This window comes from Marilutibacter aestuarii, assembly GCF_006546775.1.
Taxonomy (GTDB): domain Bacteria; phylum Pseudomonadota; class Gammaproteobacteria; order Xanthomonadales; family Xanthomonadaceae; genus Marilutibacter; species Marilutibacter aestuarii.
Genome location: NZ_VICE01000035.1, coordinates 1 through 21162 on the forward strand (window position 1 = coordinate 1; position 21162 = coordinate 21162).

The window sequence follows — 21162 nt, forward strand, 5'->3', positions numbered from 1 at the left end:
CGCGCCGGGGGCGCTGCGCAAGGCGCTCGACACCGGCAGCTTCGAGGACGTCGTGCAGGTGCTCGGGGCGATGGCCGACCCGCCGGTCCGCAGTGTCGATGCCCTGCTCGCACGCCTTGCCAGCCCCGACCAGCGCCAGGCGCTGGAGGCGATGCAACAGGCCCGCTGGGCCGATGGCGACGGGCCGTCGGCGCGCGCCATGCTGCGCGAGGCCTTCGCCGACGGTCCCCGCTGGACGCCCCGGGAGCGACCGGCGGGCGAGTCCCTCCTGCCGCCGCTCTACCCGCGCCGCTGATCGCTCCGGCCGGGCGTCGGCGCGCGGTTTGATAAGCTCGCCGCGTCCCGACGGAATCGCGCCATGACCGATCAAAACGCCTCGCACACCTCCAGTGGCTCCGGCCTGTCCCTGCACACGCGGATGTTGCTGGGCTTCATCGTCGGTGCCGGTGCCGGCCTGCTGGCGAATTTCTTCATCGGCGAGGCGGCGTGGGTGGACGCCCTCATCCGCTACGTCACCGACCCGGTGGGCCAGTTGTTCCTGCGCCTGTTGTTCATGCTGGTGATCCCGCTGGTCTTTTCCGCCCTGGTGCTCGGCGTGGTCGAGATCGGCGACGCGAAGTCGCTGGGCCGGATCGGCGGCAAGACCCTGGTCTGGATCCTCGTGGTGACGGCCTTCGCCGTGTTGATCGGCATGGTCTGCGTGAACGTGCTCCAGCCCGGCACGGGCCTGTCGCAGGACGTGGGCCAGAGCCTGCTCGCCGCCGGCTCCGAACGCGCGGCGGACGTCGCCAGCAAGCGCGAGGGCGTCTCGGGCATCGACATCCTGCTCAACATCGTGCCGAAGAACCCGGTGGCCGCCGCCGCCAGTGGCGACCTCATCGCGATCATGTTCTTCGCCCTCATGTTCGGCGTGGCCGCGACGGTGCTGCAGACCGACGGCACCCGCAGCTTCGTCTCCGCCGTGCAGGGCATCTACGACATCTGCCTGAAGCTCATCGGCTGGGTGATCGAGCTCGCCCCGTACGCGGTCGCAGCGCTGCTGTTCTCCATCACCGCCAAGCTGGGCGTCGACGTGCTGGTGCAGCTTGCGCGCTACGTGGGCACGGTGATCCTGGCCCTGGCGATCCACTTCTTCGTGGTCTTCCCGATCCTGCTCAAGCTGTTCGGCGGGATGTCGCCGCTGGCGTTCTTCCGCGGCGCCGAACCGGCGCTGCTGACCGCCTTCTCGACGTCCTCGTCCAGCGCGACCCTCCCCACCACGCTTAAGGTGACCGAGGAAGCCCTGGGCGTGCCGCGTCGCGTCGCCCGCTTCGTCTGCACCCTGGGCGCCACCGCCAACATGAACGGCACGGCCCTTTTCGAGGGCATCACGGTGCTGTTCCTGGCGCAGTTCTTCGGCGTCGACCTGAGCCTGTTCCAGCAGGTCATGATCCTGGTGATGTGCATCCTGGGCTCGATCGGCGCGGCCGGCGTACCGGGCGGCTCGCTGCCGGTCATCGCGATGATCCTGGTGATGTTCAAGATCCCGCCCGAGGGCATCGGCCTGATCCTCGGCGTGGACCGCCTGCTCGACATGTGCCGGACCGTCGTCAACGTCGGCGGCGACATGGCCGGATCGGTGGTCATCGGTCGCAGCGAAGCGGCCGCCGAGGCCCGCGCGGCCGGACGCGCCGGCTGAACGGGTTGGCGCCCGGGCCGCGTTCCGGGCGCAGGGAGGGCGACAGCGGGGCCGCCGGATGGGACAATAGCGTGCCCGTCGCCCTCGCACGGCCGCTCTGGACCCGCGTCCAGGCCGGTCAGCCGCGTCCCGGGTGCCTCCTGCCGCTTCCAAGACTGCCCTCGACGCCATGACGACGCCCAGCCGCCGCGACCTCGCGAACGCCATCCGATTCCTTGCCATCGACGCGGTCCAGGCCGCCAACTCCGGCCATCCCGGCATGCCCATGGGCATGGCCGACATCGCCGAAGTGCTGTGGAACGACTACTACAGCCACAACCCGAACAACCCGAAGTGGTTCAACCGCGACCGCTTCGTGCTGTCCAACGGCCACGGCTCGATGCTGCAGTACGCGCTCCTGCACCTGTCGGGTTACGACCTCTCGATCGAGGACCTGAAGCATTTCCGCCAGCTCGGCTACAAGACGCCGGGCCACCCGGAGAACTTCATGACCCCGGGCATCGAGACCACCACCGGTCCGCTCGGCCAGGGCTTCGCCAACGCCGTGGGCATGGCGCTGGCCGAGAAGCTGCTCGCCCAGCGCTTCAACCGTCCCGAGTTCCAGGTCGTCGACCACCGCACCTGGGTGTTCATGGGCGATGGCTGCCTGATGGAGGGCATTTCCCACGAAGCCGCCTCGCTGGCCGGCACCTGGGGCCTGGGCAAGCTGGTGGCGTTCTGGGACGACAACCGCATCTCCATCGACGGCGACACCCAGGGCTGGTTCACCGACGACACGCCGGCGCGTTTCGAGGCCTACGGCTGGAACGTCGTCCGCGGCGTCGACGGGCATGACGCCGATGCCATCAAGCAGGCGATCGAGGTCGCCCTGGCGTCCAGTAACAAGCCGACCCTGGTCTGCTGCCGGACCACCATCGGCTACGGCTCGCCGGCCAAGGCCGGCAAGGAATCCAGCCATGGCGCGCCGCTGGGCGCCGACGAGGTCGCCGCGACCCGCGAGGCGCTGGGCTGGGCCCACGGCGCCTTCGACATCCCGCAGGCGCTCCGCGATGGCTGGCATGCCGGCAACGCCGGCCTGGTCCGCGAAGACCAGTGGAACACCCTCTTCGACGCCTACGCCGCGCAGTTCCCGACCGAGGCCACCGAGCTGACCCGGCGTTCGCACGGCGAGCTGCCCGAGGGCTTCCTGGCCGATGCCGACGCCTATATTGCACGCCTGCAGGCCGACGGCCCGGTGGTGGCGTCGCGCAAGGCCTCGCAGATGGCCATCGAGGCCTTCGCGCCGCTGCTGCCGGAACTGGTCGGCGGTTCGGCCGACCTCGCGCATTCCAACCTGACCCTGTGGAAGGGCAGCAAGTCGGTCGCCTCCGATGCCGCCGATGCCAACTACGTGTACTACGGCGTGCGCGAGTTCGCGATGACCGCGATCAGCAACGGCCTCAACCTGCACGGCGGTTTCATTCCCTACGACGCCACCTTCCTGGTGTTCAGCGACTACGCGCGCAACGCGGTGCGCATGAGCGCGCTGATGGGCGCGCAGGCGATCCACGTGTACACCCACGACTCGATCGGCCTGGGCGAGGACGGTCCGACGCACCAGCCCATCGAGCACCTCGCCAGCCTGCGCTACATCCCCGACAACGACGTCTGGCGTCCGTGCGACGCGGTCGAGTCGGCGGTCGCCTGGAAGGCCGCGATCACGCGCCACGACGGTCCCAGCTGCCTGGTGTTCTCGCGCCAGAACCTCGACCACCAGGCACGCGACGCGGCCCAGGTCGCCGCCATCGCGCGCGGCGGCTACGTGCTCAAGGATTCAGTGGGTGCGCCGGAGACGATCCTGCTGGCGACCGGCTCGGAAGTCGGGCTGGCCATGCAGGCCGCCGAACGCCTGGGCGATTCCGTCCGCGTGGTGTCGATGCCCTCGACCGACGTCTTCGACCGCCAGGACGAGGCCTATCGCGAGTCGGTCCTGCCGCGCGCCTGCCGCCGCCGCGTCGCGGTCGAGGCCGGCGTGTCCGACTTCTGGCGCAAGTACGTCGGCCTGGACGGCGCAGTGATCGGCATCGACACTTTCGGCGCCTCCGCACCGATCAAGCCGCTCATGGAGCACTTCGGGTTCACCGTCGACAAGGCGGTCGAGGCGGCGCGCGCGCTGGCCTGAGGCCTACGGGTTCGAAGACGGACGGCGCCTGCGGGCGCCGTTCGCATGCCAGGGGTCAGGCCGGCCTGGGGGTCTCGAAGCGCCGGAAATACCGGTGGTGCTTCATGTGGTCGAACTGGTTGATCGCGAAGTACGCCTTGCCGCCGCGCCGGCCGGTCTGCAGGCACGGCAGTTCGTGCTGGGCGTCGGGATTGTTGGTGTAGAAGTGCGGCACCTTGTCGATGAAGCGCGACAGCATCCGTGGCCCGCACTCGACTTCGCCGTATTTGTCGAAGCCGAAGCGAGGGTGGCCGATGTTGAAGTCGTCGACGCAGACCACGCCGTTCTCGATCAGGCCCAGCTCGCGTTCCAGCGGCCAGTCCTCGTACCAGTGCGCGTCGAGGTAGTAGAGCGGGCAGCGGAACTCGTCCTTGAACTTCGCGATCAGGTCGGGCGAGTCGATCTTCTCGACGTGGGTGTGCGGCATGAAGCCGACGCGACGCTTGACGATGTCCACGTACTTGTCGACCACGTCGCAGGTGATGATCTGCAGGTGGGGATAGGTGCGGGCGAGGTAGTCGGTGGTGTCGCCCATGTTGCTGCCGGTCTCGATGATCGCATCGCACTGGTAACGCTCCACCAGGAAATCGAATTCCAGTGCGGTGGTGATGTCGAAACCGAATGGGCCGCCGCCGTCGCTGAGCTCGGTCGCGGCCAGGCGCATGGTGCGGTAGAAGTGCTTGTATACGTTGTCTGCGGACATCCAGCGAGGAACCTGTAGCGTGCCAGGCGACAGTATAGGCAAAGTGGCTACGGCCCCGTTCCCGTCCCCGGGGCCTTGGCCAGGGCGAGCGAGAGCAGGCGCGATTCCAGCCAGGCCCCGATCCCGCCGGGCGCCTGCAGGTCCATCCGCTGCAGGGCCTCCCGGTCTCGCGAGGCGCCCGCGAAGACGGCGAGCAGCACGGTGCCCAGTTTGCCCATCGGCGAGCCGGTCGCCGCCTTCAGCCAGCCCAGCGCCGCGACCAGGCGCTGTTCGACCGGGGTGAAATCGCTGCCGAGCGGATAGTCGGGCAGGGTGCCGTCGCCACGTAGCGGGGCCAGGCGCGCGCGCAAGGCTTCGGGTGTGTTGCGCATGGCGGCCGGCGACGGCGCGAAATCCCCGGCGATCTTGCCCGCGGCCTTGGCCTGGGCCAGCAGGGCCGGCTGGAAATCGGCGTCGGTGATGGCCACCATGGCCGCGATGCAGTCCTCGTCGTTGGCGCCGCGCAGGTCGGCGATGCCGTACTCGGTGATGTAGACGTCGCGCAGGTGGCGCGGGATCGTCGCATGGCCGTAGTTCCAGACCACGTTGGAGCTGCGCCGGCCGTGGCTGTCGCGCGCGGCGCGGCACATCAGCACCGAGCGTGCATCGGGCAGCGCGTGGGCCATCGCGACGAAGTTGTACTGCCCACCGACGCCCGAGACCACGCGGCCGTCCTCCAGCGCATCCGACACCGCCGCGCCGAGGGCGGTCGCCATCATGCAGCTGTTGAAGAAGCGCGCATTCCGCCGTTGCAGGCGTTCCAGTGTCTCGTTGCCGCCATACAGTTCGTTGACCGCGCTGACCGGACACATGCCGATGGCCGCGCGCGTGGCCTCGGGGAGATCACGCAGCCACTGGTAGAAGTCGGCGGACCCGAGGTAGAAGGCGCCGTGCAGGAACTGGCCCTCGCGCGCGAGCCGCTCGCGGTCGGCAGGACTTAGGTTGCCGCTGGCGTCGCGCTCCATCAGCGCAAGGTCGTCCACCACCTTGCGACGGATCACGCCGGCGTCGACCAGGCGGCGGAAGCCCTCGTTGAGCATCTCGCTGCAGCCGTAGAGCCCCACGTCGAAAGCGCCCAGTGCGGGGTCCTCCGCGGCGTCGGAGCCCAGGGCGGCGAGCACGCGACGATACGCCGCGTTGTCCGCGTGTCGCAGCGCCAGGGCGTGGCACAGGGCGTCGGCAAGCGCGCCGATGCCGATCTGCAGCGTGCCGCCGTCCTTCACCAGCGTGCTGGCATGGAAGCCGATTGCATAGTCGACGTCGGTAACGGGCTGGCGTGGCAGGCCGAACAGTCTTGGATGCGGCCCCGGCGGATCCACGACGATGTCGAAGAAGTCCGCATCCACGGCCGCGCCCCCGCCCAGCCACGGCAGTTCGGGGTCGACCTCGGCGACCATCAACGGGCGCGCCAGGCCGCGCGACGCCACCGCCGCCAGGGCGTCGAAGGTGAGGTCGGTGTTGCACGACAGCGACAGGTGCTCGCCGCCCGGCTCGCGCGCGACCTTCTGCACGATGACATTGATCCGGCGGTCGGCCAGCGCCCGCGCCACGTGGGTGTAGTTCAGGCTGGCATAGCGACGCTGCGCCTGCCGCGACCCGAGCATGGCGCCGGACTGCATGTAGAACTCCTCGACCTCCATGTGCGCGGGCAGCGCGTTGCGCCGCAGCGCGTGGACATAGGCCAGGCGGGGGAAATCATCGCCGAAATGCCGGCGCACGAAGGGGCCGAGGAAACGACCTTCCAGTCCCTTGGCGGGCCCGGGCGGATCCAGCGAGAGCGCCGTGTACAGGTGCAGGCCGCGGTCGGGCGAGTCAGCCAGGCGTTCGTACAGGGCGTTGAGCAGCCGGTGCGGTTTGCCCAGGCCGAGCGGGGCTCCGATCCGCAGCGGCCCTTCGATGCGCTCGAGCATCAGCGTCACGGCATGGTCGAGGTCGGTGGCGGGCGTCGGCCGTCCGGGTGGGGCATCGGTCATGGCCACAGCGTACCGTGCCGGCCCATGGCGGGCGGGTGATGGTGGCCAGTCGCGGCCGGGGAGTGCTTGACACGAAGAATTACATCTGTAAATTTAATTAAAAATTACGGATGTAAACGGTGAAGATCAGCGAAGCCGAGTCGATCGTGATGGAACTGCTCTGGCGCAGCGCGCCGATGGCGGCCGAAGGCGTGGTCGAGGCCCTTGGCGATCGCCAGCAATGGCAGGAGCCGACCATCAAGACCCTGCTCAACCGCCTACTCAAAAAGGGGGCGATCACGGCGGAGAAGGACGGTCGCCGCTATCTCTATTCGCCCGTGCTGCGCCGCGAGGACTGGGTGCAGGAAGAGAGCGAGGGCATGCTCGCGCGCCTGTTCGAGGGGCGGGTGGCGCCACTGGTCGCGCACTTCAGCCAGCAGCGCAAGCTCAGCGCCAAGGACGTCCGCGAGTTGCGCGCCTTGCTCGAGGAGATCGACGATGGGCAGCGCTGAGATCCTGCGGGCCTTGCTGGAATCCGCGATTGCGACCAGTGCCGCGGTGGTCGTGGTGCTGCTGCTTCGCGGCCCGGTACGACGCGTGCTTGGCCCTTCTATCGGCTATGCCATCTGGGCGCTGGTGCCGGCGTGCCTGCTGGCGGTGCTGTTGCCAGCGCCGCGGCTGGCGCCGGGACATGCGGCCTCCGTGCAGTTCCTGCCGGGCACCGGGCTGAACTTGTACGCAGGCTCGTCGTCGACCGGCATGCCACTCCTGGACCCGTGGGTCATGGCATGGCTGCTGGGCGCAGGCGTGCTGGCCTGCAGGTTCGCGTACCAGCAACGCGCGTTCCGCATCGGGCTGGGTTCCTTGCAGCGCCGTGACGACGGCTGCTACCAGGCCGAAGGCCAGGTCGGCCTGCCCGCCGCAATGGGACTGCTGCGACCGCGCGTTGTCGTGCCCGGCGATTTCGACAGCCGCTACTCCAGCGAGCAACGCGCCTTGATGCGCGAGCACGAACGCCTTCATGTCCGCCGTGGCGACCTGCACGCCAATGCCGCGGTGGCGGTGCTGCGGTGCCTGATCTGGTTCAACCCGCTCGTGCATTTTGCCGCCCGCCACTTCCGCCACGACCAGGAGCTGGCCTGCGATGCCGCCGTGGTCGCGCGACACCCGCACCACCGCCGCGCCTACGGCGAGGCCATGCTCCAGACCCAACTGGCCAGCCAGCCATTGCCGCTCGGCTGCCACTGGGGTTTCAGTCATCCACTCAAGGAGAGAATCGAGATGCTCAAGCACACACCACGTTCCACGAAACGCACTGCCGTCGGGTCAGCCCTCGTCGGCATCCTGGTGGCCGGCGCCGGCATGGCGGCATGGGCGGCGCAGCCGGGTCGCCAGGCAACGACTGCCTCGACGCCCCCGGAATCGGTTGCCATGGCGTTGGCCCTGGACGCACCCCGCTATCCCGCCGGGCTCGCCCAGGCAGGCGTTTCCGGGAAGGTGGTGCTGCTGGTCGACATCGACGCGACGGGCACGCCCACGCATGTCGAGGTGGAAACCGCCGAGCCGGAAGGTGTGTTCGACGCGGCCGCCGTCGATGCGGCCTACAAGTGGCGCTTCAACCCCGAAGTCAGGAATGGCAAGCCCGTGCCGTTCCGGACCCGGGTGCCGATACATTTCGACGCAGACGGCAATCCGCCCGAAGAGGGCGCCGCAAGGGAGGCAGGCGTCGACCCCGTTGCCCTGGAGACGATCTCCACCCAACGCTGAGGGTCGAACTCAGGCAAAGAACAGCTTCGCCGCCGCGATCAGCAGCACGACGCCCAGCGCGCGGCGGAGCCCCTTGAGCGGCAACCAGTGCAGTCCCATCTGCGTGCCGATCAGCGCGCCGATGGCGACCGCGCCGAGCCACAGGGGCAGCGCCGTCGGCAGGCTGCCGGTGGCGTGCAGGAGCCCGGCGAGCGCGGTGAGCGAGTTGATCCAGACGAAGGCGACGGACGTGCCGCTGGCCTCGCGCGTGGGCATCCAGCGTGCGAACAGCAGGAGCGGCGTCAGGAAGATCGCGCCGCCGGTGCCCGTCAACCCCGACAGCACGCCGATGCCCGCGCCGGTCGCCAGGCCGGGCAGCCACGGCACCCGCCGACCGGCGGTCGCGGCATCTTCTTCCTCGGCCTGCGAGGCGTGGCGGAACACGCCGATCGCCGCCACGAGCAACACCACGCCCAGGAGGAACGAGTAGCTCTCCTTCGGCAGCTGGATCTGCGCGGCGAAGAATGCAGCGGGCGCAGAGGCCAGCACGAAGGGCAGCACATTGCGCCAGCGGACGTGGCCGTTGCGCCAGAAGCGGAACAGGCCGATGCCGCCCACCAGCAGGTTGAGGGTCAGGGCGGTCGGCCGGATCTGCTCCGGCGCGAGGCCCATCAGCGCCATCATCGCGATGTAGCCGCTGGCGCCGGCATGGCCGACAGAGGAATAGAGGGCGGCCACGCCGAGCAGCAGCACGGCGAGGATCAGTTCGGTTTCGCTCAATTGGGGGGAACCACGAAGCGGGCCAGTGCCGAGCCTGCCAGCAAGGCCAGGACGAACACAACTGCTTCGAGGCTGCCGTGCGCGAGGTTGGCCAGCCCCGGTCCCGGGCAGAAGCCCGCCAGGCCCCAGCCCACGCCGAACAGGGCACTGCCGCCCAGCAGGCGTCCGTCGAGGCGCGTGGAAGGCGCGGCGGGCAGCGGTGCGTCGCAGAAGGTGCGTTGGCGTCGGCGGACCCAGGCGTAGCCGGGCAGGCTCACCGCGAGGGCACCGCCCATGACCAGCGCGAGCGAGGGATCCCATGTGCCGGCGATGTCGAGGAAGTTGAGCACCTTGTCCGGGTCGGTCATGCCCGAGACCGCCAGGCCGAGTCCGAACAGGGCCCCGGCGATGAGGGCGTGCAGCGCGGGCTTCACGACGCCACTCCGATGAGGTGGCGGACGATGTACACCGTCGCGAAGCCGCAGGCCATGAAGACCGCGACTGCAACCAGCGATCGCCGGGACAGACGCGCCAGCCCGCAGATGCCATGGCCACTGGTGCAACCGTTGCCCAGGCGGGTGCCGAAGCCGACGAGCAGGCCCGCCGCCACCAGCAGGGGCAGCGGGAAGCCCGTGCGCGGCAGGACGCCGGTGACATGGAACCAGGCGCCGGCGGCGGCGACCAGCCCGGCCAGGAATGCCAGTCGCCATGCACGGCCGTCGCGTTGCTCGACCGCATGGTTGAGCACGCCGCTGATGCCGGCGATGCGACCGATGGACGCGAGCAGCCAGGTCGCGGCCAGCCCGATCAGCGCGCCCCCGGCCAGGGAGGCGAGGGGGGTGAATTCAGTGGGTACGCTCATGCCGGCTTCTCCGGGTCACAGCAGGTCGAGGGGCAGCTTGAGGTAGCGCACGCCGTTGTCCTCGGCCGGCGGCAGCTGGCCGGCGCGGATGTTCACCTGCACCGACGGCAGGATCAGCGTGGGCATCGCCAGGGTGGCGTCGCGAGCTTCCCGCATCTGGACATAACGCTCTTCGTCGATCCCCTGGCCCACGTGGATGTTGTCGCGCTTCTGTTCGCCGATCGTGCTCTGGCAGGCGAATGCGCGCCCGTTGGGGCCATAGTCGTGGCAGACGAACACCCGCGTGTCGTCGGGCAGGGTGTCGAACAGATTGTGGATCGAGCGGTAAAGCGTGCGCGCATCGCCGCCGGGGAAGTCGCATCGCGCGGTGCCGCCGTCGGGCATGAAGATCGAGTCGCCGGTGAACAGCGCATCGCCGACCAGGAAGGCGTTGCTGTCGCGGGTATGCCCCGGCACGGCGATCACCCGCGCCTGCAGGGGGCCGATGTCGAAGGTCTCGCCGTCGCGCAGCAGGCGGTCGAACTGCGAACCGTCGACCGGGAAGCCGTCGCCCAGGTTGAAGATCGAGCGGAAGGTCTCCTGCACGGCGCGGATGCCCTCGCCAATGGCGAGGGTGGCGGAGGGCCATTGCGACTTCAGCCAGTGGCCGGCGCTGAGGTGGTCGGCGTGGGCATGGGTCTCCAGGATCCAGCGCACTTCGAGGCCGGCCGCCGCCGCCGCGTCGACCAGGGCCTGGGCCGAGTGCGTTCGGGTGCGCCCCGACTTGGGGTCGAAGTCCAGGACCGGATCGATCACCGCGGCTTCGTGGGCGCCTTCGGCGTGGACGAGGTACGTCCAGGTATTGGTATCGGCGTGGAAGAAGGGGTGGACGAGGGTGTTCATGCGACGTCTCCTGTCGGGAATGACATGATTATATTAGGTGTTGCTAAATTAGCAAGTGTTGATATAATGGTGCCATTCCAAGCAAAGGAGAGCGCAGTGACCGCTGCCGTTCCCATGTCCACCGGCGTCCTCGATCTCGAACGGATGCAGGTGCATGCCGCCGATGCCTCGACCCTGTTGCGTACGCTCGGCAATCCGCAGCGCCTGATGATCCTGTGCCATCTGGTCGAAGGCGAACTCGGCGTCGGCGAGCTCCATGCACGCCTCGCGCTCTCGCAGTCGGCGCTGTCCCAGCACCTGGCCGTGTTGCGCGAGGCCGGGATCGTCGACACCCGCCGTGAAGGCGTGCAGGTGTTCTATCGCCTGCAGCCGGGGCCGGCCCAGCAGGTCATGGCGACCCTGCACGACATCTACTGCGGGCCGTCGGCGCGATGAAGGCCGCGCTCCTCCCCCCACTGGCCCTGTCCGCAGCCCTGGCGGCCTGCGGCACGTCGCCCTCCAACGGAACCGCCGCGATGAACATGTCCACGCACGTAGAGCCCACCTCTCTGCCGGCGGATCCGTCCGCGACCGGCATCCCCCACCTGCGCCTGGCCAGGAGCGGCCTGCTGGCAGCCGGCCAGCCCGCGCCGGAGGACTGGGCCCGGCTCAGGGCGATGGGCGTGACCCGGGTGGTCAACCTCCGCACCGACGCGGAAATGGCCGGTCGCGACGCGGCGGCCGAAGTGGAAGCCGCCGGGATGGCCTACCACGCGATACCGGTGGACGGCGCCGCGGGGATCGACGCCGCGAACGCCGAACGCCTGCGCGCGCTGCTCGAAGGGTCCGATGGCACGGTGCTCGTGCATTGCGCCTCCGGCAACCGCGTCGGCGGCCTGGTGGCGCTGGCCGTCGCCCTTGGGGGCATGCCTGCCGAAGAGGCGGTCGAGCTGGGTCGCCGCGCGGGGCTGGGTAGCGCCGAGCCGCAGGTGCGGCGCCAGCTCGGCCTGCCGGCCGACTGAAGCCTGGCGGGCGTCAGCCGCCGAGTGCGCGGTTGAGGACCTCGGCCAGGTGCTGCCCGCCCACGCGAAGTTGCTGCTCGGCGACCGGCAGCCATGGCCCGGCGTAGGCCGGATCCAGCGTGCCCTTGGGCGGATAGAAACCCGGGCGCTCGACGATCGCGCACGAGGCCTCCGCACAGTCGGCGGGCGTCGATGCAGGCGTGGCACCGATCGCGGGCAAGCGCCGCAGGCGCGCGAGCCAGGCGGCCTCGTCGAGGCCGGCCTGGGCGAGCAGGCCGCTGTCCCACAGCGCATGCAGGTTGCTGCCGCGCCCGTCGATGTTGAGCTGGTGGGTATTGCCGCCGCGATCGTCGGCGCGGCCCGCGTGCAGCGGCTGGTGGACGTCGCCGACGAAATGGACGACGAACTTCAGCGCCTGCAGGCGTGCAGCGCGCGTCTGCCCCGGATCGGCGAGGATCGCCGCCTGCGCTTCGATCGCCGCGACCACGCAGTCGCCGCTGGCGCAGTCGCGTCCGGGGCGGTAATCGCAGTCGCCCTCGCCGATGTTGACGTAGTGCCAGCGCGCGCTGCGCCGGCCGAGGTCGGGGTCGTTGGCGCGCAGCTCGTCGGCCCAGCTGGCGATGTCGGCCAGGCGCGCGTCGCCTTCCAGTGCGAGCAGGTGCCGGGCGCTGGCGCGCGCCTGGGGCGTCATCGCGTCCCAGGCGAGGTCGGCCACCAGGCGGTGGCCCATCGCGCCCCAGGCATGCGCGGAAGGGGGCAGGACGAGGGCGGTGGCCAGCGCGGCGGCGGCCAGTGCGGTACGCAGGTTCATGCGCCTACTCTAGCCCACGCCGGCCCCATTCCCGATGACCGGATCTGGCGGGCGGGGAGGCGGCTCAGAAGCGCAGGACGTAGGCGAGGCCGTAGACCCAGGGGTCGATGGCGACCGTGCCCAGGTCCGCGCCGTCGAGACGGACGCCGGTGTCGATGTCGATCCATCGTGCGTCGACGCGGATGGCGCCCCGCTCGCCGACGTCGACGTCCAGGCCCAGGTGGCCGGCCAGGCCCCAGGAATCGTCGAGCGCCAGGCGGCTGCCCGCGAGGGCGCCACGCGTGTCCTCGCTGAAGAAATGCGTGTAGTTCAGGCCGGCGCCGACGAAGGGATGCACGCGTCCGCCGTCGTTGAAGTGGTACTGCAGGGACACGGTGGGCGGCAACTGGCGGGTGCTGCCGACCGTGCCAAGGCCGCGGATCGCGATGTCGTGCTGGAATGGCACCGAGGCAAGCACCTCCAGGCCGAGGTTGTCGCGGAGGAAGTACTCGAAGGTCACGGTCGGCCGGACGTTGTCGTCGACTTCGACCGCCAGGCTGCCTCCCGCCAGGCGGCCATTGTCGGACGCGGGGGCCACCGCGTGGGCGCCCAGGCCGAGGGTCCAGTCGCCCCTGGACTGCGCCAGGGCGGGCACCGTGCAGGCGCCCAGGGCGAGGGCAAGGGCGGCGGTGTTCAGGGGATGTCGCATGTGCATGGCTCGAGATGGGAGTGGCGCCACTATCGGCATTCGCGTCGTCCGGGACTTGACCGCGCTCAAATCCGCCGCGCCCCGGAAGAGCCCGTCCCGCGGGCCTGCTAGAATGTGGGCCCCCGTCACCCGCCGCGCCGGACGCGGCCGCAGGAGCTCCCAGCAATGACCATCAAGGTAGGCATCAACGGCTTCGGCCGCATCGGACGCAACGTGTTGCGCTCGGCCGTGCAGAACTTCGCAGGCGAGATCGAGATCGTCGCCATCAACGACCTGCTCGAGCCGGACTACCTGGCGTACATGCTGAGCTACGACTCCGTGCACGGCCGCTTCAAGGGCGAGGTCTCGGTCGACGGCGGCACCCTGGTCGTCAACGGCAAGCGGATCCGCCTGACCCAGGAGCGCGACCCGGCCAACCTCAAGTGGGACGAAGTGGGCGCCGACGTGGTCATCGAGTCCACCGGCCTGTTCCTGACGAAGGACACCGCGCAGAAGCACATCGATGCGGGCGCGAAGAAGGTGATCCTCTCGGCGCCGTCCAAGGACGACACCCCCATGTTCGTCTACGGCGTCAACCACGGCACCTACAAGGGCGAGGCGATCATCTCCAACGCCTCGTGCACCACCAACTGCCTGGCGCCGATCGCCAAGGTCATCAACGACAAGTGGGGCATCAAGCGCGGCCTGATGACCACCGTGCACGCGGCCACCGCCACCCAGAAGACCGTCGATGGCCCGTCCAACAAGGACTGGCGCGGCGGTCGCGGCATCCTCGAGAACATCATCCCGTCCTCGACGGGCGCGGCCAAGGCCGTGGGCGTGGTCATCCCCGAGCTCAACAAGAAGCTGACCGGCATGGCCTTCCGCGTGCCGACCAGCGACGTCTCGGTCGTCGACCTGACGGTCGAGCTGGAGAAGGACGCCAGCTACGCCGAGATCTGCGCCGAGATGAAGGCCCAGTCCGAAGGCGCGCTCAAGGGTGTGCTGGGCTACACCGAGGACAAGGTCGTGGCGACGGATTTCCGTGGCGACACGCGCACCTCGATCTTCGATGCCGAAGCGGGAATCGCGCTCGACGGCAGCTTCGTCAAGCTGGTGAGCTGGTACGACAACGAGTGGGGCTATTCCAACAAGTGCCTGGAGATGGCCAAGGTCATCGCCGGCTGATCCGGGGCTCGCCGTCCGCGGCGAACAACTGGCGCGAGGAAAAGACCGGGCCTGCCCGGTCTTTTCTTTTGCGGCGCCAGGGTTCGCTCCGTGCGTGGCGGTGGCACAAGGCCTCTTGCCCGCACCGGCGGCCGTTCGCCGCCCGAGCACGCAGCCACGCCCTCGCGCGGTATCCTGTCAGCGGATGAATGCATCGAACGCCTCCCGCGACATCGACACGCTGACCGAAGCGCAATTGGCCCTGCTGGTTGACCGCTTCTACGACCGCGTCCGCGTCCATCCCACGCTCGGCCCGGTGTTCAACGCCGCGATCGACGACTGGCCGGGCCACAAGGCCCTGCTGGTCTCGTTCTGGTCTTCGGTGGCCCTGGGCACGCGCAGTTACCGGGGCAACCCGATGGCGAAGCATCGCGGGCTGCCCATCCACGCCGAGCATTTCGAGCATTGGCTGGACCTGTGGCAAGCCACCGCCGCCGAACTGCTGCCGGCCACGCAGGCCGCGCGCATGGTGGAGTACGCCACCCGCATCGGCCGCAGCCTGCGCTATGGCGTCGGGGTCGGCGAGCGCACCCGCGGCCTGGGTCTCCCCGTGATGGACGTGCCCTGAGGGCAGGACTGAATGCGCCTCAGCGGCTGATGCGCCCGCGCCCCGCGCGCTTGGCCCGGTAAAGGGCTTCGTCCGCCTGCGAGAGCAGGTGGTCCATGAGCTGGGGCGATGGCTGTGCCGCGATCCCGATGCTGATCGTGATGACCCCGTCGATGCCGTCCGCGTGCGGGATGCGCGCGTCGCGCACGGTGTCGCAGATGCGCTGCGCGACCTCGGAGGCCAGGGTGATGTCGGCGTCGCGGAGCAGGATGGCGAACTCCTCGCCGCCGACGCGGGCCAAGGTATCGGCGGCCCCGCGCATGCAGCTCTGCATCGCACCGACGACGCGACGCAGCGCGGTGTCGCCGGCGGGGTGCCCGTAGCGATCGTTGTAGGCCTTGAAATGGTCGATGTCGATGATCAGCGCCCCGACCGGCATGTCTTCGCATTGGGGGTCCTCGACCAGCGTGCCGATGTCGCGACGGAAACCGCGCACGTTGAGGGCGCCGGTCAGCGCGTCGATGCTGGCCAGTTTCTCCAGCTCTTCGACGGCATTGCGCAGTTCCGCGGTGCGGTCGGCGATCTCCTGGTCGCGGTCGTCCACCACCCGTTGCAGCGATGCCGCCAGGTCGCGTTGCGTGATCAGCGCGTTGCTCAGCTCGCCGTAGGCAGTGTTCAGGCGCCCGGACATGTCGCGGATCGCGGACGCGACCGGCTGCAACTCCCTGGGCATCGGAGCCTCCTCGCCGGTGTCGAGCGGATTGCCGAGGGCGAACTTGCGCAGGGTATCGAGCAGGTGCCCCGTGCCCTGGGCGAGGTCGCGAAGCTGGAGCCAGGTCGCGGCCAGTACGCCCAGGCTCACCAGCACCAGCAGGGCCAGCAGGACCAGTGTATTGCGGCCGACCGACAGCAACAGGTTGCGAACCGGCGCGACCAGGACCAGCGTCCAGCCGCTGCTCATCCGTGCGCGAGCGACGTAGCCCGCCGAGCCGTCGAGCATGTCGTGCTCGAAACGCGTCCGCGCGGCATTCGCGGGCGCGTCCGCCTCGAGCGTCAGGCGAGGGTCGGTCACCGGGTCCAGGAAACCATAGGGCAGCCCGTCGGTGGCATGGATGACATGGTTGCCGCGATCGAGCAGCACCATCTCGTAACCGTTCATGCGGAAGGCCTCGCCGCGCTGCTGGGCGAAGCTCTCGACGTTGATGGAGGCCTCCAGTACGCCGACCAGTTCGTCGTTGCGCACGATCGGCGCGGAGATCGCCACCAGCGGAGTGGTGCCCACCACGCGGCCACGGAACGCGTCGGAGACATGCGGCTTGAGCGTCCGGGCCGGGACGGTGAAGTAATCGCGGTCGTCGACCCGGCTCGCCGGCGTGCCGAGGATACCGGGCGGCGGCGCCGGCGAAGCCGCTACGACATGGCCGGTGGCGTCCACGACCAGTGCGCTCGTCAGGCCGGGATAGGCTTCGCGAAGGCGGTCCAGGTCGGGCGCCCATTCGGCGAGCGGGGCGTCGCGGGTGCTGGCCAGCAGGGTCAGGCCGGCCAGGCGGCTGCGCATGAAATCGTCGATGCTGGTCGAGGTCAGGCTCGCCGACAGTCCCACCCGCTCGCCGAGCGAGGTGCGCGAGGCACGGTACTGCTGCCAGAGCATCACCGCACTGAAGAGCAGGGCCGGGATCAGCGCTGCGAACAGCAGCAGGCGCGTGAAGCGGCGGCGCAATGTCCATTGGCGGGCAGGGTGTGCCAAGGAAACGGGCGCGCTCCGGTCGGTGGAGTGCCTAAACTACCGTGTGACGGGCTTTGCGGGCAATTCGCGGGGGCCGCCCGACCCGCCGGTGTGATCGGAGTCGCGGATTCGCTGGAGCGCGTGCGGGCAAAGGCGGGGAGCCATTCCCTGCGCCGCCGTCCAGTCGTGGCCTGTCGGATCTGGCAGGGGGCGGATGGCAGTGGGCCGCCCTTCGGGGTCCATGGCGATCATCGTGAAGCCGCCGCGCGTCGCCAGCCGGTGCTCGCCGGTCAGCAGGTCTTCGGTATGCATGTCCACGGCGACCTGCATCGAGCCGCGGCCGGTGGATACGATGCGGGCGACAGGCCCCGTGCCTGGCCGCAGAACAAGGTGTCCAGGTGGTGGGTGTGGTCCGGGCACGATCTCGACCATGCGCGCTTCGGTCGGGAAGGTGTCGGCTACGGGCGGGGTGGGGGCGTGGGCATGGAGGGCCCTTCCGCGATGCGTTCGCACCGGGATCGTTCGAGAAGGTGGGGCGCAATGGCGGGGCGGCATCCGTGCCGCCAGTCGAGCCATTGGAACAGGGGATGTTCCGTTTCCTTGGTGGCGTCCTGCCGCTGATGACGACGGTCCTGTCGTCATGGGCATCCCTGCAACGGGCGTCCTGCCCCGGACGGCATCCTGCCGCCGGCTGGCCCACGTCAATGTGGCACCAGCGTCCCTATTACGTCAGAAAGTCGCGTCAAAGGCCACCTCTCCGCTGACGCCGACCTGGTACGCCGACACGCGGCGCTCGAAGAAGTTGGTCACTTCCTGCACGTCCTGCAGGTCCATGAAGCCGAACGGGTTGGTCGCGCCGAAGTGACGGGGCATGCCGAGCTGGGCCAGCCGCTGGTCGGCGCAGTACTCCAGGTACTGGCGCATGTCGCGGATCGAGAGCCCGACCACGCCGCCGGACAACACGTCCTCGGCGAAGCGCATTTCGCAGTCGACCGCCTCCTCGAGCATGGTGACCACCTGCTGTTGCAGTTCAGTGTCGAACAGCTCCGGCTCCTCCTTGCGGACGGTGTCGATGACCTCGAACGCGAACGCCATGTGGCAGCTCTCGTCGCGGAACACCCAGTTGGTGCCTGAGGCGAGCCCGTGCAGCAGGCCACGCGAGCGCAGGTAGTAGACGTAGGCGAAGGCGGCGAAGAAGAACAGGCCTTCGATGCAGCAGGCGAAGCAGACCAGGTTGAGCAGGAAACGCCGGCGCTGGTCCAGCGTCTCGATCCGGCGCAGGTCCTGGATCGAGTCCATCCAGCGGAAACAGAAGTCGGCCTTGGCGCGGATGGACGGGATGTTCTCGACCGCGGCAAAGGCCTTCGCCCGGGCGACCGGGTCCGGCAGGTAGGTGTCGAGCAGGGTGAGGTAGAACTGCACGTGCAGCGCTTCCTCGTAGAGCTGGCGCGACAGGTACATCCGCGCCTCGGGCGCGTTGATGTGCTGGTACAGGTTCAGCACCAGGTTGTTGGCGACGATCGAGTCGCCGGTGGCGAAGAAGGCGACCAGGCGCTCGACCAGGTGCCGTTCGGCGGGACCGAACTTGTGCCTCAGGTCATTGACGTCGAGCGAGAAGTCGACCTCTTCCACGGTCCAGGTGTTGCGGATCGCGTCGCGGTACATCTCGTAGAAGCGCGGGTAGCGCATCGGCCGCAGGGTCAGGTCGAAGCCCGGGTCGAGCAGGTGGCTGGCGGCGCTCACTGGCAGGCCTCGCAGGATCCGGGGTTCTCGAGCGAACAGGCCACCGCGGCGGCCGGTGCGGTCGCGCCGACCGTCGACTTGGCGATCCGCGTCGCCGGGCGCGAGCGCAGGTAGTAGGTGGTCTTCAGGCCCTTCTTCCAGGCGTACATGTACATCGAGGAGAGCTGGCCGATGTTGGGACTCTCGATGAACAGGTTCAGCGACTGGCTCTGGTCGATGAAGGCACCGCGGTCGGCGGCCATGTCCACCAGCGAGCGCATCGGCAGTTCCCAGGCGGTGCGGTAGACCTGGCGCAGCGACCCGGGGATCTCCTCGATGCCCTGGATCGAACCCTCGGCCATCTTGATGCGGTCGCGCAGTTCGGGCGTCCAGTGGCCGAGCGCCTTGAGCTCCTCGACGAGGTAGCGGTTGACCACGATGAAGTCGCCCGACAGGGTCTCGCGCTTGAACAGATTGGACACCTGCGGCTCGATGCACTCGTAGCAGCCGGCGATCGAGGCGATGGTGGCGGTCGGGGCGATCGCGACCAGCAGCGAGTTGCGCAGGCCATGGGCGAGGATGCGCGCGCGCAGGGCCTCCCAGCGTGACGCGTCCGCCGGTTCCACGCCCCAGGCCTGGAACTGGAACTCACCCTGCGAGGCGCGGGTGTCGGCGAAGCCTGGATGGCGCCCGCGCTCGATCGCCAGCTCGTTGGAGGCCGACAGCGCATGGAAGTAGATCGCCTCGGCGATCTCGCGCGAGAGTGCGCGCGCCGGCGCCGAATCGAACGGCAGGCGCAGCTTGAAGAAGACGTCCTGCAGGCCCATCACGCCGAGTCCCACGGGCCGCCACTTCAGGTTGGCGCGGCGCGCGGTCTCGATCGGATAGAAGTTCAGGTCGATCACCCGGTCGAGCTGGCGCACGGCCAGGCGCACGGTTTCGGCCAGGCGGTCGAAGTCGAAGCGGCCGGCCTGGCCATGGACCGGTCCTTCCTCGAACAGTTCGACGTGGTGGGCGAGGTTGATCGATCCCAGGTTGCACACCGCGGTCTCCTCCTGCGAGGTGACCTCCAGGATCTCCGTGCACAGGTTGGACAGGTGGACGACGTTGCCTTCGCGCAGGGTCTGGTTGCAGGCGCGGTTGGACTTGTCCTTGAAGTTCATCCAGCCGTTGCCGGTCTGGGCCAGGGTGCGCATCATCCGCGCGTAGAGCTCGCGCGCGCGGACCTGCCTGCGCGCGAGTCCCGCCGCCTCGGCGGCGCGATACGCGGTGTCGAACGCTTCGCCCCAGAGGTCGGTCAACTGCGGCACCGTGTGCGGGTCGAACAGCGACCACTCCCCGTCGGCCTCGACCCGGCGCATGAACTCGTCGGGGATCCAGTTGGCCAAGTTGAGGTTGTGCGTGCGCCGGGCCTCGTCGCCGGTGTTGTCGCGCAGCTCGAGGAAGGCCTCCACGTCGGCATGCCAGGGCTCCAGGTAAACGCAGGCCGCGCCCTTGCGCTTGCCGCCCTGGTTGACCGCCGCCACCGAGGCGTCGAGCGTCTTCAGCCAGGGCACGATGCCGTTGCTGAGGCCGTTCGTGCTGCGGATCAGCGAGCCGTGGGCGCGTATGCGGGAATAGCTCAGGCCGATGCCGCCGCTGAACTTGCTCAGCTTGGCCACGTCCATGTAACGCTTGTAGATGCCTTCGAGCGAATCCTCCGGCGAGTCGAGCAGGAAGCAGCTCGACAGCTGCTCGTGCGTGGTGCCGGCGTTGAACAGGGTCGGCGATGACGGGATGTAGTCCAGCTGCGCCATCCGCCGGTACAGCGCCAGCGCGTCGCCGACGTCCTCGCTCAGGGCACAGGCGATGCGCAGGAAGAACTGCTGGGGCGTCTCGATCACCGTGCGCGCGGTCGGGTGGCGCAGCAGGTAGCGATCGTAGAGGGTGCGCAGGCCGAAGTAGTCGAAGCCCTGGTTGAGGCTGTTGTCGATGGCGTCGTTCAACTTGCGCGCGTTGGCCTGCACGAAGCCGAGCAGGCGCGCGTTGATCACGCCAAGCTCGTGCCCGCGCTGTACCGACTGCGAGAACGCATTGATGTCGATCGCGGCGACCTCCTTCTCGATCACGCCGGCCAGCAGGCGCGCGGCGAGGCGGCCGTACTCGGGTTCCTTGGCGGTGAGCAGGGCGGCAGTGCGGATGGAGAGCTCGTCCAGTTCCCGGGTGCTCGCCCCGTCGTACAGGCCGGAGATCGTGCGCGTGGCCACGCGCATCGGATCGATCGCATGCAGGCCCTCGGCGCAGCGGGTGATCGCACGGACGATCTTGTTGAGGTCCACGGGCTCGCGGCCGCCGTTGCGCTTGGTGACGCTCATGCTGAGCGCGCTGGCGGGCGGGGTGAGGGCGAAGCCGGCGGTCGCGGAAGGCGCTGCGGACGGCGACGGGACGGGATCGGGATGGACGTCGGATCCGGGCCCTTCCGCGGCGGGGTTCGCGGGGGTGGCGGCGTCGAGGCTGTCGGTGGTCATGGGTGGCTCCAGTGCAGGGCGCACGGGTCGCCGCCCCTCCCTCGGGGACGGCGCACGGGAGGCGATGGGATCGACGCGACGGCATCGATCCCGCCACGCCCCCGCGGGCGCGGAATCCACAGGATGGAGGCGG

General features: G+C 69.3%; 20 protein-coding genes and 1 pseudogene. 9 read left to right on the forward strand and 12 right to left on the reverse strand.

Annotation, left to right across the window (positions count from 1 at the left end; translation table 11 throughout):
- The 3 genes and pseudogenes from FKV25_RS16140 to tkt all read left to right on the forward strand — a co-directional run.
- A pseudogene (locus FKV25_RS16140) lies at positions 1-295 on the forward strand (BatD family protein); the annotation flags it as partial.
- 63 nt (positions 296-358) lie between these two features.
- Positions 359-1678: a dicarboxylate/amino acid:cation symporter gene (locus tag FKV25_RS03505; RefSeq protein WP_141517410.1), complete on the forward strand. Its 1320-nt coding sequence runs from the start codon at positions 359-361 to the stop codon at positions 1676-1678.
- A gap of 169 nt (positions 1679-1847) precedes the next feature.
- Positions 1848-3839 (forward strand): transketolase, encoded by a 1992-nt coding sequence (gene tkt / locus FKV25_RS03510; RefSeq protein ID WP_141517411.1) that lies wholly within the window; start codon positions 1848-1850, stop codon positions 3837-3839.
- Between the two features lie 55 nt (positions 3840-3894).
- Here the strand turns inward: tkt and FKV25_RS03515 are convergent, their stop codons facing one another.
- Positions 3895-4581 (reverse strand): hypothetical protein, encoded by a 687-nt coding sequence (locus FKV25_RS03515; protein ID WP_141517412.1) that lies wholly within the window; start codon positions 4579-4581, stop codon positions 3895-3897.
- A 47-nt stretch (positions 4582-4628) separates the two neighbouring features.
- Positions 4629-6593, reverse strand: coding sequence for an acetyl-CoA hydrolase/transferase C-terminal domain-containing protein (locus FKV25_RS03520; protein WP_141517413.1), 1965 nt, complete (start codon positions 6591-6593; stop codon positions 4629-4631).
- A 119-nt stretch (positions 6594-6712) separates the two neighbouring features.
- Here FKV25_RS03520 and FKV25_RS03525 point away from each other — a divergent pair, with 119 nt between their 5' ends.
- Together FKV25_RS03525 and FKV25_RS03530 are read left to right on the forward strand one after the other, a co-directional pair.
- Positions 6713-7084, forward strand: coding sequence for a BlaI/MecI/CopY family transcriptional regulator (locus FKV25_RS03525; RefSeq protein WP_141517414.1), 372 nt, complete (start codon positions 6713-6715; stop codon positions 7082-7084).
- A complete protein-coding gene (locus FKV25_RS03530) occupies positions 7071-8339 on the forward strand; it encodes a TonB family protein (protein ID WP_141517415.1) in 1269 nt (422 codons plus the stop codon). The genes FKV25_RS03525 and FKV25_RS03530 overlap by 14 nt, the downstream gene beginning before the upstream one ends.
- 9 nt (positions 8340-8348) lie before the next feature.
- Here FKV25_RS03530 and FKV25_RS03535 read toward each other — a convergent pair whose 3' ends face one another.
- The 4 genes from FKV25_RS03535 to FKV25_RS03550 are packed head-to-tail and all read right to left on the reverse strand — an operon-like array spanning position 8349 to position 10821.
- Positions 8349-9098 (reverse strand): sulfite exporter TauE/SafE family protein, encoded by a 750-nt coding sequence (locus FKV25_RS03535; protein ID WP_170218498.1) that lies wholly within the window; start codon positions 9096-9098, stop codon positions 8349-8351.
- Positions 9095-9511 (reverse strand): DUF6691 family protein, encoded by a 417-nt coding sequence (locus FKV25_RS03540; RefSeq protein ID WP_141517417.1) that lies wholly within the window; start codon positions 9509-9511, stop codon positions 9095-9097. The genes FKV25_RS03535 and FKV25_RS03540 overlap by 4 nt, the downstream gene beginning before the upstream one ends.
- A complete protein-coding gene (locus FKV25_RS03545) occupies positions 9508-9939 on the reverse strand; it encodes a YeeE/YedE family protein (RefSeq protein WP_141517418.1) in 432 nt (143 codons plus the stop codon). The genes FKV25_RS03540 and FKV25_RS03545 overlap by 4 nt, the downstream gene beginning before the upstream one ends.
- Before the next feature lie 15 nt (positions 9940-9954).
- On the reverse strand, positions 9955-10821 hold the full coding sequence (locus tag FKV25_RS03550; RefSeq protein ID WP_141517419.1) for an MBL fold metallo-hydrolase: 867 nt from the start codon (positions 10819-10821) through the stop codon (positions 9955-9957).
- Between the two features lie 114 nt (positions 10822-10935).
- Here FKV25_RS03550 and FKV25_RS03555 point away from each other — a divergent pair, with 114 nt between their 5' ends.
- A complete protein-coding gene (locus FKV25_RS03555) occupies positions 10936-11256 on the forward strand; it encodes an ArsR/SmtB family transcription factor (protein WP_246071882.1) in 321 nt (106 codons plus the stop codon).
- Between the two features lie 86 nt (positions 11257-11342).
- Positions 11343-11822 carry a protein tyrosine phosphatase family protein gene (locus FKV25_RS03560; protein WP_170218499.1) on the forward strand — a complete coding sequence of 160 codons (480 nt, stop codon included), beginning with the start codon at positions 11343-11345 and terminating at the stop codon, positions 11820-11822.
- 13 nt (positions 11823-11835) lie between these two features.
- On the opposite strand, the gene FKV25_RS03565 is transcribed toward FKV25_RS03560, so the two are convergent.
- Both FKV25_RS03565 and FKV25_RS03570 read right to left on the reverse strand, forming a co-directional pair.
- Positions 11836-12633: a S1/P1 nuclease gene (locus tag FKV25_RS03565; RefSeq protein WP_141517421.1), complete on the reverse strand. Its 798-nt coding sequence runs from the start codon at positions 12631-12633 to the stop codon at positions 11836-11838.
- Between the two features lie 64 nt (positions 12634-12697).
- Positions 12698-13327: an OmpW/AlkL family protein gene (locus tag FKV25_RS03570; protein WP_141517422.1), complete on the reverse strand. Its 630-nt coding sequence runs from the start codon at positions 13325-13327 to the stop codon at positions 12698-12700.
- A 159-nt stretch (positions 13328-13486) separates the two neighbouring features.
- On the opposite strand from FKV25_RS03570, the gene gap reads away from it, so the two are divergent.
- Both gap and FKV25_RS03580 read left to right on the forward strand, forming a co-directional pair.
- Complete coding sequence (gene gap, locus FKV25_RS03575) at positions 13487-14488, forward strand: type I glyceraldehyde-3-phosphate dehydrogenase (RefSeq protein WP_141517423.1); 1002 nt, start codon at positions 13487-13489, stop codon at positions 14486-14488.
- 184 nt (positions 14489-14672) lie between these two features.
- A complete protein-coding gene (locus tag FKV25_RS03580) occupies positions 14673-15095 on the forward strand; it encodes a group III truncated hemoglobin (protein WP_141517424.1) in 423 nt (140 codons plus the stop codon).
- A gap of 19 nt (positions 15096-15114) precedes the next feature.
- Here FKV25_RS03580 and FKV25_RS03585 read toward each other — a convergent pair whose 3' ends face one another.
- From FKV25_RS03585 to FKV25_RS03600, 4 genes are all read right to left on the reverse strand, one after another.
- The gene (locus tag FKV25_RS03585; protein ID WP_141517425.1) at positions 15115-16821 is read right to left on the reverse strand and encodes a sensor domain-containing diguanylate cyclase; all 1707 of its coding nucleotides are present in this window, start codon (positions 16819-16821) and stop codon (positions 15115-15117) included.
- Between the two features lie 36 nt (positions 16822-16857).
- Positions 16858-17232: a hypothetical protein gene (locus FKV25_RS16635; RefSeq protein WP_425462604.1), complete on the reverse strand. Its 375-nt coding sequence runs from the start codon at positions 17230-17232 to the stop codon at positions 16858-16860.
- A gap of 297 nt (positions 17233-17529) precedes the next feature.
- Positions 17530-18489, reverse strand: a complete 960-nt coding sequence (locus tag FKV25_RS03595; RefSeq protein ID WP_141517438.1) for a ribonucleotide-diphosphate reductase subunit beta — start codon at positions 18487-18489, stop codon at positions 17530-17532.
- Between the two features lie 50 nt (positions 18490-18539).
- Positions 18540-20876, reverse strand: coding sequence for a ribonucleoside-diphosphate reductase subunit alpha (locus FKV25_RS03600; RefSeq protein WP_141517437.1), 2337 nt, complete (start codon positions 20874-20876; stop codon positions 18540-18542).
- Positions 20877-21162: the final 286 nt, after the last annotated feature.

Excerpts from the sequence above, each read along its gene's own strand:
- FKV25_RS03530 (WP_141517415.1), top strand. The coding sequence starts at position 7,071 with ATGGGCAGCGCTGAGATCCTGCGGGCCTTGCTGGAATCCGCGATTGCG.
- FKV25_RS03565 (WP_141517421.1), bottom strand. The coding sequence starts at position 12,633 with ATGAACCTGCGTACCGCACTGGCCGCCGCCGCGCTGGCCACCGCCCTC.
- FKV25_RS03505 (WP_141517410.1), top strand. The coding sequence starts at position 359 with ATGACCGATCAAAACGCCTCGCACACCTCCAGTGGCTCCGGCCTGTCC.
- gap (WP_141517423.1), top strand. The coding sequence starts at position 13,487 with ATGACCATCAAGGTAGGCATCAACGGCTTCGGCCGCATCGGACGCAAC.
- FKV25_RS03560 (WP_170218499.1), top strand. The coding sequence starts at position 11,343 with ATGTCCACGCACGTAGAGCCCACCTCTCTGCCGGCGGATCCGTCCGCG.
- tkt (WP_141517411.1), top strand. The coding sequence starts at position 1,848 with ATGACGACGCCCAGCCGCCGCGACCTCGCGAACGCCATCCGATTCCTT.
- FKV25_RS16635 (WP_425462604.1), bottom strand. The coding sequence starts at position 17,232 with ATGGTCGAGATCGTGCCCGGACCACACCCACCACCTGGACACCTTGTT.
- FKV25_RS03595 (WP_141517438.1), bottom strand. The coding sequence starts at position 18,489 with ATGCGCTACCCGCGCTTCTACGAGATGTACCGCGACGCGATCCGCAAC.
- FKV25_RS03550 (WP_141517419.1), bottom strand. The coding sequence starts at position 10,821 with ATGAACACCCTCGTCCACCCCTTCTTCCACGCCGATACCAATACCTGG.
- FKV25_RS03555 (WP_246071882.1), top strand. The coding sequence starts at position 10,936 with ATGTCCACCGGCGTCCTCGATCTCGAACGGATGCAGGTGCATGCCGCC.
- FKV25_RS03520 (WP_141517413.1), bottom strand. The coding sequence starts at position 6,593 with ATGACCGATGCCCCACCCGGACGGCCGACGCCCGCCACCGACCTCGAC.
- FKV25_RS03545 (WP_141517418.1), bottom strand. The coding sequence starts at position 9,939 with ATGAGCGTACCCACTGAATTCACCCCCCTCGCCTCCCTGGCCGGGGGC.
- FKV25_RS03515 (WP_141517412.1), bottom strand. The coding sequence starts at position 4,581 with ATGTCCGCAGACAACGTATACAAGCACTTCTACCGCACCATGCGCCTG.
- FKV25_RS03570 (WP_141517422.1), bottom strand. The coding sequence starts at position 13,327 with ATGCACATGCGACATCCCCTGAACACCGCCGCCCTTGCCCTCGCCCTG.
- FKV25_RS03600 (WP_141517437.1), bottom strand. The coding sequence starts at position 20,876 with ATGAGCGTCACCAAGCGCAACGGCGGCCGCGAGCCCGTGGACCTCAAC.
- FKV25_RS03580 (WP_141517424.1), top strand. The coding sequence starts at position 14,673 with ATGAATGCATCGAACGCCTCCCGCGACATCGACACGCTGACCGAAGCG.